Origin of the sequence: Priestia sp. FSL H7-0729, from assembly GCF_038005685.1 — a bacterium.
Lineage (GTDB): Bacteria > Bacillota > Bacilli > Paenibacillales > Paenibacillaceae > Paenibacillus.
Map to the genome: position 1 here is coordinate 25,659 of NZ_JBBOTQ010000008.1, position 14,586 is coordinate 40,244.

Genomic DNA, 14,586 nt, shown 5'->3' on the forward strand with positions numbered 1-14,586 from the left:
GGAAAAAAGGATGCAGCTAAAATATTAGTGACATTCATGATGTCACCAATGAGCTGTTACAATAGAAATATAACTACGGCACCACTTTCCGGCGGCGCATTGATCGAAACGGAGTGGCTGACATGAACAGAACAAATCGGCTTGCTGCCATCGTAATGGCATTACAGCATGGTCACGAAACGGCACACTCATTAGGTGAGAAATTTGAAGTTTCCCGTCGCACGATTCTCCGGGATATTCAATCCCTCTCCGAGATGAATGTGCCCATTATTGCCATTTCTGGCCCAGGAGGCGGTTTCAGACTTATGGAGGGTTACGTATTGCCTCCATTACAGCTGGACCCGGTAGAGGCCGCCACGCTCATATTCGCTCTTGAGGGTTTAAGTCGTTACGCGGATACGCCCTTTCATGAGAAACGCTGGACCCTGATGAACAAAGTTAAAGCTATCATTCCGGATGACATCATGGCCCGAATCGATCCCATGCTCAAACAGCTGCAGCATCATATTCCTGACCGCAATTACATTCTTCCTCATCTAGACGTACTGCTGGCATGCATTCCCGAACACGGGTGGCTCAATGTACTGTATCGTTCCGTGTCGCGTCAGCGATGGTTGCAGATCTGTCCCACACGGGTGTATGCTTCCTCCGGCTTCTGGTACTGTGAAGCATATTCCATCGAACATGGTGAACAGCGTCTGTTCCGGGTCGACCGCATTATCGAGGTCAAGGCGATTGAACCCCAGGATACACAGATGCTTAACGAACAGATGCAGCAACAGTGCAGCAAACCGATCCCCCCAGAACAGCCGCCAACTCTGGTTAGAGTGCGACTGAGTTATCGGGGCATGATTGAAGCTGAACAGGACGAGCATATCGGTGAAAAGATGACTGAAATTGCCCCGGATCTCTGGGAATTGTCCTTTCTCTGTCCACCGGGGGAATGGGAATGGGCCGTACGATTCTTTTACCGATTGGGACGTGAAGCTGAAGTGATTGAACCCCTCAAACTTCGCAGCGAGATACGTCAGTATGCCGAAGAAGTGAGCCGAAGATACCTCGCTTAGAACAAGTCGTAGCCTGACTACACACGAAAAGGAGCCTACTGATATCATGACATATGAACCCGTTATAACGTATGAACAAGCAGTACAGCGTATCCAGTCTATAGGGCTGCTCCCTCTAGCCCCCCTATTCGCCGACTATCCTTCTCTGTCCTCGCTGACACCCAAAGAACATTGGCACAAGGATGATGAACTCGATCCCTGGTTATGGCGTTCACGCCTGGCTGAAGAAGGCATTGCTGCATATGGAAAATTCGTCAAAAAGAAAGCGCTTCTTGTCTCGCGTGAATACTTTCCCTGGGTACACCGACTGCTTGCCGATTCCAGAACGATCAAGGAACAGTATGAAGCAGGTCTGCTCTCCCGTGAAGCATTTAAACTCCATGCGTTAGTTGCAGAACAGGAAGCCATTGATGGACGTGCCTTGCGTTCACAAGCCGGTTTCGGGGCAAAAGAGGACAAAAAAGCATTTGACCGAGGGCTTCTGGACCTTCAGGGCTGTGCAGCCATTGTGATCAGTGGAACCAAAGAAAAAGAGGGGCTCGCAGAAGGCAAAGTGGCATGGAACAGCTCCTCCTATGAGACCTCGGATCACTGGATGCAACGTCATGGCATTAAGCCGTTTGAAGGCAGCGTAGAAGAGGCACGTGAACTGTTGTTTGCGCAACTGCAGAAACACGCATCATCCGCTGCATTATCAAGCATTACCAAAGCGCTAGGCATCCGTGAACTATAAATAAAGTAAAGCCACTCCCGGTTGTCGTGCACATTTCAACCGGGAGTGGCTGTGGTTCACCATATAATGTCTCGCAGAAGGTAAACCCCTTCCACCTAGAATGGATCTAGAGAATCACGCCATCCTTGAATATGGCAATCTCCCGGAATCCATGCTGCTCACTGAGTGTATGTGATCGTCCTGAAGCAATGTCAATCAGCTGGCTGAACAGCTGTACTTTGACCTCATCCATCGTACGCCCCTCCAACAGCTGGCCTGCGTTGAAGTCAATCCAGTGTTTTTTGCGGTTCGCAAGATCGGATTGGGTTGCAATTTTCACGGTGGGTACCGGACCTCCGAATGGAGTCCCCCTCCCTGTGGTGAAAAGCACAATATGTGCTCCGGCCGCAGACAGTGCCGTAACAGATACCAAGTCATTACCTGGCGCTTCCACAATGTTCAGACCCGTTTGAGTCACTCGTTTGCCATAGCGCAGAACGTCGACTACCGGAGAACGTCCTCCCTTTTGCGTACATCCAAGTGACTTTTCCTCCAGTGTTGTGATGCCACCAGCCTTATTACCAGGTGAGGGATTCTCATAGATGTTCTGCCCATGGTTCACAAAATACTGCTTGAAACCATTCACAAGATCCACTAAATCATGAAATACCTGTTCATTGGCAGCCCGATTCATTAAGATTGTCTCCGCACCAAACATCTCGGGAACTTCAGTCAGAATCGCAGTTCCCCCGGCAGCAACCAGCATATCCGCAACGGAACCAACCAGCGGATTCGCAGTAATGCCGGACAACCCGTCCGAACCCCCGCACTTCAGGCCAATTTTGAGTTTGCTGAGCGGGAGCGGCTGCCGTTGTTCACGTTCCGCGATCTCCACAAGTTCTTCCATTAATCGGAGCCCTTCCTCAAGCTCGTCATCCGTTTCCTGTGCTTTGAGAAATCGTACTTTACCTCGATATTCCGGAGCAATACACTCACGAAATTCATCGACCTGATTGTTCTCACAGCCCAATCCGATGACGAGTACACCTCCTGCATTCGGATGCTCCACCAAGGAGGCCAGCAGCTGTTGTGTATACTTCAGGTCATCCCCAAGCTGTGAACATCCGAATGGATGCGGAAAGTGAAACACACCATCTACCCGGCTTCCAAACTGGGTCTGCCCCATACGTGCCAAAGCTTCACACACTTTATTGATACATCCAACCGTATTCACAATCCAGATTTCATTACGGATACCAGCTTCACCATTGGGGCGCAAATATCCATCAAATGAGCGCAGATGTTCCGGAGGCATGTCCGTCTGAACCTGGACTCCCGGTTGGTACTTATATTCAAGCAATCCGTGCAGACCCGTCTTCAAGTTGTGACTATGAATCCAGCTTCCCTGCTCAATCTGCTCTTTTGCAATCCCGATAGAGAAACCATACTTCATCACATCATCACCCGGTGCCAGCGTATGCACAGCTATCTTATGCCCTTTGGGTACGTCATCCAGCAGAGTAAAAGATACTCCGTCTGGCAGTGTAATGTGTTCCCCTATAACATAATCTCGAAGCGCGATAATAACATCATCCTGTGGTTGAATGGCAATCCAGTCATTGATTGTACTTGTCGTGTTCATTTACCTTCACCTTCCAACATACCGATTTCACGAACAAGTGCTGCACGCAACCCTTCTCTTTCATCCAGATTTTCGCCCCAGATCAGTGTATCTGACAACACAGCCGCTACGCAGTGATCCAGTTGCTTCTGATCCTTGTTAAGCGTGTCATAACCTTCCCAGTGTGCTACCAAAGCAGCCAGGACATCCGGATCATCCCGCAGCAGAATGTATTCCCCATTCAATCGTTGTGCCTTGTAGCCATCTGTCGTATTTACAGGACGATAAAGACACAGTAATCCAGCGAATCCCTGGATTAAACGTTCTGGCCAACCTCCCTGATTTTGCTCGTAAGACAAAAGTGTAGGCAGCACACGAACCTTGAATTTTCCGATCGTATTCAGTGCAATATCTTGCAATTTGTGATCAATATGCGGGTTAAGGAATCGTTCGAACACTTCTTCCGCATACTGGTCCAGCTGATGATCGGGCATATTCAGAGCAGGGACGATCTCCTGATGCACAGCTTCCCTGATCCATGAGCCAAACTGTGGATCTTCCATCGTTTCTCTCACATGCTGCTTGCCTTGCAGAATGCCGAGGGATGACATTAAGGTATGTGCCCCATTCAAAATACGAACCTTGCGTACCTGAAAAGGCTTCAGATCTTTCACCCAATGGACATTGAGGCCTGCCTGTTTGAGAGGAAGTTTTTTGTCCAATGATTCATCACCCTGAATGGCCCAAAAATGATATGGTTCTGCCGTATTAATCAGCTGGTCCTCATACCCCCAGCGATTCGTTAGGGAATCGGCTTCTTCTTGAGTCGGCGCACCTGTGACAATTCGATCTACCAGATTGTTCAAGAATTGATTATGGTTCTCGATCCATGAGCGAAAACCATCTGAATACCCATAATCCTCACTGTACCGGAGGACACAACTGCGCAGCACATCACCATTGCCTTCAAGCAGCTCACATGGCAGATGAATCAAACCTCTGGATGGATCACCATCAAATTTCAAATATCGCCGATGCAGGAAAACCGTTAATTTCCCCGGAAATGATTGAACGGGTTCCCCCTCGACATAGTCCGCATACGTATATTTCAATCCTGATTCGGTTGTATTGGAAATAACGAACTCAAGTGAAGGAAGTTCTGCCAAGTTCAGAAAGTCACCCCACTCCTCATACGGATTAATACACTGTGAGAAAATGGAGATCAACTCTGTCCGCTCAACTGGTTTCCCTTGAGACAGCCCTCGCGTAATCATCGTATATAACCCGTCCTGATCACGAATCTGCTCCAGTTTGGCTTTGCCACCCGGTCGTGGTTGCGTCACAGCTACACTTCCATGAAATTTGCCTTGTCTGGCACTCTCATGAAGCATCCAGTCTGCAAATCCCCGTAAAAAATTACCCTCTCCGATCTGCAAAACCTTCACGGGACGCTCCATAATCTCCTTGCACTTGCGCTGACCATCGCTCCCAAGTAAATTCAGCTTCAACCTTGGCCGTTTCGTGCTTGCCGACATGGACACTCACCTCATCGATTATTTGTACTGTCGGAGTGCAGTTCAAAGGCTCTGCACCCTTTTATTGTAAACGCTTTAAATTCATTGTATCATCAATAAAAGGAAATTAAATTGCTTATATTGCGGTAAATATACTCTCTCATGACCAGGTATCCCTCCCGGTGAAGAAGATCGTATGGAAAGGAGTCTTTATGGAACGTTCACCTGTTCGTACGACTATTCAGGCAGAATCCGGTATTCCGTTCCGCCTGGTGTACAGCGACACCAAATCCCCTCAGAACGAACTGCCAGATCATCTTCACGACTGGCATGAAATTATCTATGTATATCGGGGTCAAGGAAGCATCTTTATTGATACGGGACTTGAAAATATGCAGGAAGGAGATCTGTTCATTATACCGGGCAGCACGGTTCATCGAGCCTTGCCGGATGCAGGAAATCCCGTCACTTCTTCCGCATTGTTCTTCAGCCCAGGATTGCTGGCATCGACCGCTGGAGGGGTTGCTTCTTCCTTGCTAAGCCTGTTTGAACGTTGTCGCAGACAACGAGTGTATAAGAGACATCTGAATACAGAGGAGCAATCACAGGTGGCAGCCCTTATTGATGATATTCAGGCCGAATTCCAGCTGGGTCATCATCTTAGCGCACATGCGGCCCTGTTAAGGCTACAACTGCTGCTCATTTTTCTGGAACGGCTGGAAGCTGCGGGACCTGCAAATCCGGGTACATCCGCTCAGAGTCCCTCATGGCTCTCTTCTACGATCTCTCATATTGACAATAACTTGCGGAATGGCCTTTCCCTGCATGAACTCGCTCAGTATGCTGCCGTATCACCCGCCCACTTCAGTCGTGCCTTCAAACGATACACCGGTATGACTCTGACGGATTACGCATTAGCGCGCAGGGTGATTATGGCCAAAGAGCATCTGGTGCAAGGCGATGAGACGATGGCCGCCGTGGCCGATGCATGCGGGTTCGACAGTCTGCCCCACTTTTACCGTCAATTCAAAAAATTAACCGGTACAACGCCCGCAGCTTACCGCAGAACCATGAACAGTTCACGTTAAAACCGAACCAGCCTGGACGTAGGTCCCTGGCATGAATCATATATATCCACATATTCTTCCATATGGAAGATGTGGTATGATAATCTGGATTATTACTTGTCGGAAACATTGCATTCCGTTGTCAGAGGAGCTTGGCATTCCATGTTAAACGAATTGAATCGCAGGAATATTGGCATCTTCGCCCATGTGGATGCAGGGAAAACAACGACCACCGAGCACATGTTATATGAGAGTGGTGTCGTCCGCAGTCCGGGACGTGTAGATGACGGAACAACAGCCACAGACTCACTCGACATTGAGAAAGAACGTGGCATATCCGTTCAGGCAGCCATGACCTCTCTGATCTGGAAGAACACCATCATTGACCTCATTGATACGCCTGGACATATTGACTTCAGCTCTGAAGTCGAGCGAACACTTCGAGTGATGGATGGTGCTATTCTCATTCTGTCGGCAGTAGAGGGAATTCAATCCCAGAGTGAAGCCATCTGGCATGCTCTTCGTTCACTTCGCATCCCAACTATCATTTATATTAATAAAATGGATCGGGTTGGCGCATCTGCCCCAGCAGTCATGGAGCAGATTCGTTCCACCCTGTCCCCTTTCGCATGCGAAATCCAGACTTATCAGCTCCATGAAGATTCATTTCAAGGTATCGACTCCCTCTGGAATCATTTGAATCCAGATACGCGGTCCCATGACATACCTTCCATCCCAGGTCTATTCGAGATCCTTGCTGAACTGGACGAAGAAGTCATGGAAGCCTACATCCAAGAGACTTCGTTATCCCAAAGGGAATTAAATGAAGCGTTCCTTCGCTATGTATATCAGGGTGAGATGTTCCCTGTATGTTATGGTGCTTCCAGCAAAGGAATTGGCGTCACGGCATTGCTCGACGCAGTCCTTGCATTTCTACCTCCACCTGCACAACCTGTGGATTCTCCCGTATCAGGAGTTGTCTTCAAGATTGAACGTGACCGCACCATGGGACGCACAGCTTATGTCCGCATGTATGGTGGTAGTCTCCATAACCGGGATACCATCCATAATTCGACGCGGGAACTTGAAGAGAAAATAACACAGATTCGCCGTATGGATGGACGTAAATGGGCCGACACAGGTAGCGTTCACGCAGGACAGATTGCTGCGCTGTACGGACTGAGCGACACCCATGTGGGGGACATTATCGGCAGTCCTGAAGGTGTACCTCTTCTGCCACAGATGGCTATGCCTTTACTGACCGTACAAGTACATGGCAAGGACCCGGCACGCTACCCCGATCTTGTGGCAGCATTGCAGGAGTTGACGGACGAAGACCCCTTACTCGACCTGCAATGGTTGCCAGAGGAACGAGAACTGCATCTCAAGGTTATGGGAACTATTCAGCTTGAGATTTTATCCAGCCTGTTGCTGAGTCGTTTCGGATTGGATGTTATGTTTGATCCGCCATCCGTTATCTATAAGGAAACGCCTCGTGCAGCTGGAGAAGGTTACATCGCTTATACGATGCCCAAGCCTTGCTGGGCCATCCTCCGCTTCAAGATTGAACCTTTGCCTCGTGGAAGCGGTCTGATCTATGCTTCAACCGTAAGGACCGATGATCTGCTACTACGTTATCAGAATGAAGTTGAACGGCGGATTCCGGAAGCATTGTCTCAAGGTCTGCTTGGCTGGGAAGTAACCGATCTGCGCATCACACTGGTGGAAGGGGAACATCATGTCTGGCATACCCATCCGCTAGATTTTGTCGTTGCCACGCCTATGGGAATCATGGATGGATTAGCGAGAACAGGTACCACGTTGCTGGAACCCCTTCTTCAGTTCCGACTCACGGTTCCGGAGGAATATGGCGGTAAGGCCCTCAGCGATCTGGTACATATGCGGGCAACCTTTGAAGCCCCCATCATTGGTAGCGGACGTTGTATCATTGAAGGGCTTATGCCTCTTGCAACGTCAATGGATTATCCGGTGAAGCTGCGTTCCGAGACTAGTGGCCGCGGGGTGCTTACCACTTCGTTTGCCGGATACCAAGATTGTCCTACGGATGTGAATTCTGCTCGCAAACGTAGAGGAGTTAACCCGTTGGATCAGTCGAAATATATTTTAAGTGTACGAAATGCGATTACATCATAAATGGAGTTGAACCTGTGCTTATTAAATTTCTTATCTTTGGCCTTCTATGGCGGATTGTAGGTAATCCGTTCATTGCCATCCTCATTTTACTCGTGATCCTGTATTTCCTGGATCGTCGTTACGTGGGTGTGTTCCCGAGCTTCACCAAACCTCTCAAGCGTATGCGTAACATCTCCCGGCTTCGGCAACAGCTTGCCATGAGTCCCAACGAGGTTTCTTCCAAGCTGGAACTGGCTCGCCTGTTAATTGAGCGCAAGCGTTACAGTGAGGCACATGCCTTATTGCTTGAACTGGAGCGCCCATACGAACAATCAGCGGAGTACTGGGAGGCACTTGGAACGACGGAGCTTCATCTGGGTAACATCGAACAGGGAGAACGTCACATTTTGAAAGCCCTCGAGATCAACCCCAGAGTCAAGTACGGACGCCCGTATCTAACCCTTGCTGGTGCCTTCAAAGATACGCATGAAGACAAAGCGTTGGATTATGTGCATCAATTTCAGGAGATTCATTCCTCTTCCAGTGAAGCGTATTATCTGCTCGGCTCGGTTCATCGTTCCCTGGGACGTAATGCAGATGCCAAGCAGGCCTATGAGCAATCGTTGAACGTTTATCGTTCGTTGCCCAAATACAAAAAACGTCAGGAGCGCCGTTGGGCTGTTCGCAGTTGGTTCCGCAAACGTGGATTGTAATGTCATCCGCTATACGCTGTAATTTTCATATATCACTCTTCTAACCAACAAAAGTGCACTGATCTCTGCCCTCGTATGAGCAGAAACAGTGCACTTTTATTCATAATAACGATATTAATATACCAATATCTCACGCAGTCGAACTTCATGAAGCGACATCCAGTCCATCCGCTGTTTGAGCTTCACAATCTGATCCACAGCCACTTCCGGCTTATCTGTACCCTCAAACATCCGACTGATGAAATGCATGACGACATCCAGACTGCGCAGCAGAATCAATCGAGGAATGGCTAACAACTCTTCCGGTTCCAGGCTGACCTGTTCCCGAAATCCCCTGATCAATCCCTCTTGTGCCTGCCACATCCAATCTTCACTCTTGTCCATGGTCAGAAGGTCAGACATCGGAACAGCTAACTCCATGACCCGCAAATCCCATGTCGCAAATTCAAAATCCAAAATGGCACAGATTTCACCATCCTGCTGATCTGCCAATACATTCGAAGCATTCACGTCTCCATGGACCAATTGATGCGGCAGCTGTTCCATTCCCCGCAGGGCTTCAAACAGTTCCGGCAGCGTATTTCCTAGTTGCTTAAGCTCATGTGTACATGCGATTAATGACTCTAGCGGCGAGGCGCACAGTTGTAATAATCGTTCTGGTGAACAGAGTGGATACGCATCCTGAATTTGATAGTACGGTGGGTACACAGGTTCACGTGTTATATCCAGCGTTGCCATAGCAGAAGACAGTGCTCCCGCTGCTTTACCGAGACCATATAATTGATCTGGCTTATCCCAGATCGGATTGACACCTTCCCGATAATGAAATAGAGTCGCAATTTTAGTATGACCTGTGAGAGTATCTTTTACAGGAAGAAATGTACCTGTCTCGCCAGGTAATCGCCTTACAGGCGAAGGTGTATCAAGCTTAAAATTCGAACGTTGGAGGGCTTGCAACACCTCATGTTCAAAGGCAATTTTCATTGGATCATTATGTGTTTCATATTGTCTCATTACGTAACTAGTCCCATCTATATGAAGCATGAAGGTAGAATTATTCATTCCACCCTTTCCACGCTCGCCTTTCCAGTCCGATGTGAAACCATATGAGGCCAACACTTCGGATATACGTTGCTTTTCTGAATGATGGAGGGAACCGGAATCGATGTTTTGCACCAAAAATTAACTCCTTTATCTCACAAAATGGAACGGTCTTCTATTTATCTTAAAGGAAGTCCATCGCTCGGTCTAGTTCTGTTCCAAAGTGATTAAGAGAACGGATAATATCCGGTCCGATTGAGCTGCTCTGCAATGACACGATATCCTCTTGCATTGGGGTGCACCCTGTCCCAGAACAACAGTTCACGTTCACGACCTTCAAACCTGTCATAGACCTGAGCACACGCGTAATTGCCCGATCCGGCTCCATTCAAAAAGGAATTATATTGGCGTACCCAATAAGCAGCTTCTGTCGCTTGTGGATACGGGTTGTACAATCCGATGGATCGGACCATATACTCTTGGTTACTTTTTAACTGCCGAATATGCCTCATGATCTGGGATACATTACTGCGGGTTTCTCCAAGTACCTGCGTCATTTTGCTGGCATTTGGTATGCCGCCACTTGCTTTGAACGTACGAATCAGATCATTGCCGCCAATGGATATGGTAATGATATCGGCTTCGCGCAGCGATTGCCGCACTCGGGGATGCGAAGAGATCATCTGCAACATGCCCCCCGATGTCAGTCCGTTTACGCCCATATTTTCCATGGATACAAATGTACGAACATTCATTTCCGCCATTCGTCGATATAAAGGAACAAAGCCGGTGCCCAGCAACGCTCCTGTACCGACCGTTAATGAATCTCCAATAGCCACATATCGATATACCATCCCGTCGCCCCTCTCTGCTGTGATTTCCTGAACAATAATGAATTGCTCTATATCTTATGTTGAGCGGTAAGACAAGGCGCGGGATGGTGTCCTTAGGCAAGCACCTTTCTTTTGCATAAGACCGCAGTTCTTCTGTGGAGGTAAAAAAAGCCCTGCCGCATAACGCGGCAGAGCCTATTCCATTCATTGCAATGCATTATATTACATGCCTATGGTCCGATCCGACTCAACGGAATCCGCCTGTTCCTTATTAGGGAACGGCCACCAGTTTGCCCGGCCAAACATCTTCACCATCACTGGGACGAAGAATGGCAGGAACAACAGAGAGTACAAGATCAGTCCGCTAAGGACTACTGTAGCAATCTGCATCATCGAGAGAACACCGGATGGATACATGGCAGCAAATGTGCCGCTCAGAATGACCGCTGCGGATAGAATAACAGTCCCCATGTTCTTCATCGCATACAACATCGCATCCTGTACTTTCATGCCTTTGTTCTCATTGAAACGGTCCATAAGGAAGATGCTATAATCCACACCGAGTGCAATCAGCATAACAAATCCGAAGAACGGAGTAACCCAGCTAATGCCTGCGAATCCGAGAATATTAACGAATATCACTTCGGTTAACGCCATCGATGTAAAATAAGCCAGTAATAAGGAAACGATTAGATACAATGGCATAATGACCGAACGAAGCAGCACGACCAGAATAATGAATGTGCCCGCCAGCATAAGCATTACAGTCCGTGTATAGTCGTTATTCGAGATCTCTTGCAGATCAGCAAACGTACTGGTAACTCCGCCTATGGCGATGTCTGCTTTTTCAAGCGTACTGCCTTGTACTGCACGATGTACAGCCGCTTCAATGTCAGGAACCCGATCAATGGCTTCCGTGCCGTATGGATTCTCTGCGAAAATAACGTCAATGGTCATCGTTTTACGATCTTTGGACAGATAGTTATCAAATACCTGTTTGAAGTCTTTGTTGCTCAGTGCTTCTTCCGGAACGTACCAGCCTGCCAGATCGGAATCTGGTGAATTTTGCAATTGTGTCAGATAGTCCTGTGCTGAATCCAGTCCCCCGGATACCTGTTTAATACCATCGACACTTTGATTCAATCCATCGGTCAGTTGTGTCAGCTGGCCACTCAGATCCGAGAAGCCTTTCTGAATTTTCTCCTGACCACCCTGAAGTTGGCCAAGTCCGTTCTGGATGGAAGGTATCTCCTTAATCACTTTACCTTGACCATCAGCAGCCTGTTTCAGACCTGTCTCAAGCTGACTGATTCCCGTTACAATCTGTCCCAGACCATCGGCAAGCGCCTTCTGTCCGGCTGCTGCGGAGGCAAACCCTTCATTGGCCTGATTAATTCCAGCAGCGGCTTCTCCCAGCTTGGTCTGAATCTGACCCAAACCTTGAGCGAGCTGAGCTGTACCAGAACCTGTCTCACCAATCGTACCTTTGATACGCTGGTAGTCAGCATCTTGCTGTAATTCAGGATATCGCTCTTCAAGTGCTGTGAAGGATTCGGACAGACTGGTCAAAGCCGTTGAAACTCCGCTCAGCTGTTCCTGCAGTTCACGAGTGCCTTCCCCCAGTGCAGCGACACCAGCTCCCGCCTGACGATAGGCTTCAAGTAACTGATTGTTCGCTTGCGCGAGTTGATCTGCACTCGTTTTGGCTTGCTGGAGTCCGGCTTTCAGATCCCCTGCACCTGCGGAACCATCTCGTATCCCCTTTTCAATCTGCTGAAGCCCTTCACTGAGTTGTGTGATGCCCGTCTGCAACTGGGAAGTTCCTTTGGTAAGTTCCCCTGCTCCATCGGCAGCTTCTTTTAATTGTGGTTCATTTTTACTTAGTTGACTGCTGGCTTCACTCAGGCCATCCCGGATTTTGTCCAGCCCCGTCTTGCCTTCACCCAGTCCATCCGATAATGTTCCTACTTGCTGTGTAACTTCAAAATCTTTGATCTCATCACCCGTAGGTCGTGTCATACTGCGGACACCAGAGACTCCAGCTACTTTCTCTACTTCCCGGCTAATTTTCTCAGCAACCGCCATATACTTCGCATTATCCATCGCTTCATCGTTCTGGATGACGATCTGACCTGGCAGCGATTCACCCGGACCGAAGCTGTCGGAGATAATGTTGAATGCTTTTACAGAATCATATTTCTCCCCAATCTCATCAAGACTGTTGAACGACAGTTTACCATCGTAGGTTGCCAGAAGAGGCACACAGACAGCTGCAACGATGAGTAGCGCAGCCCATGGACGTTTCAGCGAGAAGCGACCAGCTGCACCATAAATCTTGCTCTCGGCATGTTCAAGTGAACCTTTCGACGGCCAAAATAACTTTTTGCCCAGTACCGCCATGAAGAATGGAACGATTGTCACCAACGCAAGCATCATCACAGCAATACCCACAGCTACGGCAACCGCCGAACGATACAACATAAACTGGGCAAAGCCAATCGCAATGAATCCAACCAGCACAGCTAGTGCGGAGAAGAGTACCGTTTTACCAGCAGTACGATAGGTCGCAATAATGGCATCCCATGTATTGTCATGATGAGCCAGTTCTTCTTTGAACCGACTGATCAGCAGGATGCAGTAATCTGTACCAATCCCGAACATGACGGCGACCATAAAGATCTGTGTAAACGTCGATATCGGGAAGTCAATTCCGTCCACGAGGAATGCAACAATCTGTTGCGATACAATGTAACTGATCCCCACCGTCAGCAGCGGTACAAACGGGGCTACGAATGAACGGAAGACCAGGAACAGAATGAGTAAAATAAAGACAACTGTAATATATTCCGATTTCTTAAGCCCCTCTTGGGAACTTTCAATGGTGTCTTCATCAATCAGACCTTTACCGGTTATGTAGTGCTCCACATTGACGGAATTCAATGCTTCATTCAGGTCTTCCCGCATTTCTTTCACCGTGCGATCTCCCTGATCAATGGAAAGCGATGTTAGAATCGTTTTGCCATCAGCCGAGATCATCTTCTCGGATAATTCGGGCTGAGAGAATGGTTCCAGAATGGACAGAATGCCCAGCTTCTCCTTGTCGGCCTCCAATTGCTTAACGGCCTTCTCTGCCTCTTGTTTCCCCGTGGTACCCAGACCATCGGGATTATAGAATACAAGGGCAATCTGGCTGCCCTGCTGTTCTCCCTCTTGTGCTGCAGCTTCATTCAAAATCGCTGCTGCCTGGGTGGAAGAGTAACCTTCAGGAACTGAAAACTGTCCCTTTTCCCGAATCAGTTCACTCATATTAGGGGCGGTAAACATCAATACGGCAGCTACAACTACCCATAACCCCATTAACCACCATCGTGCTTTTAATATCGTTCTCATTCGTTCTCCCGTCCTCCTTCATGCGATAACAAAGCTGCAAGCTTCTCAAAAGATTCAATGAAATTACGAACCTCTTCCGGCGTAAAATGAACCAGATATGGCTCCAGAATCTGTTGTATTTCCTGTTCGGTCTCCCTGTACACCTGGCTTCCGGTCTCTGTCAGAGTTAGATACACGACCCTGCGGTCACGTTCATCTCCGGCACGATGGACCAGATCGCGATCCACCAGCTTGTTGACCAACGCAGTTATGCTGCTCTTACCGATGCACAAGAGCTCTGCAAGATCCGAGGGCGTACAAGTCCGCTTCTCATTGATGAGTCGAAGTGAACAGAACTGATCCATCGTCAAAATCTGCCCTACACGTTCACGTATCTGAGTATCAAACCGTTTGGTTACCAGAAAAGAAGCATCCAGATAGCGGTTAACCAAACTTCCAGCATCCGGTGTGTTCATTCAGCATTCTCCTTTCGCAATATAGTTCACTTAACGAACT

General features: G+C 48.4%; 11 protein-coding genes. 5 read left to right on the top strand and 6 right to left on the bottom strand.

Annotation, left to right across the window (positions count from 1 at the left end; genetic code table 11):
* The first annotated feature begins 122 nt into the window (after positions 1 to 122).
* Both MHH93_RS18190 and MHH93_RS18195 read left to right on the top strand, forming a co-directional pair.
* Entirely contained in the window at positions 123 to 1,067 is a 945-nt protein-coding gene (locus tag MHH93_RS18190) for a helix-turn-helix transcriptional regulator (protein ID WP_500055153.1), read from the top strand.
* 46 nt (positions 1,068 to 1,113) lie between these two features.
* Positions 1,114 to 1,800 (top strand): AlkZ-related protein, encoded by a 687-nt coding sequence (locus tag MHH93_RS18195; RefSeq protein WP_500055154.1) that lies wholly within the window; start codon positions 1,114 to 1,116, stop codon positions 1,798 to 1,800.
* A gap of 106 nt (positions 1,801 to 1,906) precedes the next feature.
* Here MHH93_RS18195 and MHH93_RS18200 read toward each other — a convergent pair whose 3' ends face one another.
* Positions 1,907 to 3,421, bottom strand: a complete 1,515-nt coding sequence (locus MHH93_RS18200) for a UxaA family hydrolase (RefSeq protein ID WP_500055155.1) — start codon at positions 3,419 to 3,421, stop codon at positions 1,907 to 1,909.
* The gene (locus MHH93_RS18205; protein WP_500055156.1) at positions 3,418 to 4,935 is read right to left on the bottom strand and encodes a tagaturonate reductase; all 1,518 of its coding nucleotides are present in this window, start codon (positions 4,933 to 4,935) and stop codon (positions 3,418 to 3,420) included. Before MHH93_RS18205 ends, MHH93_RS18200 begins: the two co-directional genes overlap by 4 nt.
* A 191-nt stretch (positions 4,936 to 5,126) precedes the next feature.
* On the opposite strand from MHH93_RS18205, the gene MHH93_RS18210 reads away from it, so the two are divergent.
* The 3 genes from MHH93_RS18210 (at position 5,127) to MHH93_RS18220 (ending at position 8,827) form a co-directional block, all read left to right on the top strand.
* On the top strand, positions 5,127 to 6,002 hold the full coding sequence (locus tag MHH93_RS18210) for a helix-turn-helix domain-containing protein (protein ID WP_500055157.1): 876 nt from the start codon (positions 5,127 to 5,129) through the stop codon (positions 6,000 to 6,002).
* A gap of 141 nt (positions 6,003 to 6,143) precedes the next feature.
* Positions 6,144 to 8,135 (top strand): GTP-binding protein, encoded by a 1,992-nt coding sequence (locus MHH93_RS18215; protein WP_500055158.1) that lies wholly within the window; start codon positions 6,144 to 6,146, stop codon positions 8,133 to 8,135.
* A gap of 14 nt (positions 8,136 to 8,149) precedes the next feature.
* Complete coding sequence (locus MHH93_RS18220) at positions 8,150 to 8,827, top strand: tetratricopeptide repeat protein (RefSeq protein WP_253433605.1); 678 nt, start codon at positions 8,150 to 8,152, stop codon at positions 8,825 to 8,827.
* Between the two features lie 114 nt (positions 8,828 to 8,941).
* Here the strand turns inward: MHH93_RS18220 and MHH93_RS18225 are convergent, their stop codons facing one another.
* From MHH93_RS18225 to MHH93_RS18240, 4 genes are all read right to left on the bottom strand, one after another.
* Complete coding sequence (locus tag MHH93_RS18225) at positions 8,942 to 10,003, bottom strand: phosphotransferase (protein WP_500055159.1); 1,062 nt, start codon at positions 10,001 to 10,003, stop codon at positions 8,942 to 8,944.
* Between the two features lie 92 nt (positions 10,004 to 10,095).
* Positions 10,096 to 10,722 (bottom strand): SGNH/GDSL hydrolase family protein, encoded by a 627-nt coding sequence (locus MHH93_RS18230; RefSeq protein ID WP_500055160.1) that lies wholly within the window; start codon positions 10,720 to 10,722, stop codon positions 10,096 to 10,098.
* Positions 10,723 to 10,923: 201 nt separating this feature from the next.
* Positions 10,924 to 14,091, bottom strand: a complete 3,168-nt coding sequence (locus MHH93_RS18235) for an MMPL family transporter (protein WP_500055161.1) — start codon at positions 14,089 to 14,091, stop codon at positions 10,924 to 10,926.
* Positions 14,088 to 14,546: a MarR family winged helix-turn-helix transcriptional regulator gene (locus MHH93_RS18240; RefSeq protein WP_500055162.1), complete on the bottom strand. Its 459-nt coding sequence runs from the start codon at positions 14,544 to 14,546 to the stop codon at positions 14,088 to 14,090. The genes MHH93_RS18235 and MHH93_RS18240 overlap by 4 nt, the downstream gene beginning before the upstream one ends.
* Positions 14,547 to 14,586 lie beyond the last annotated feature (40 nt).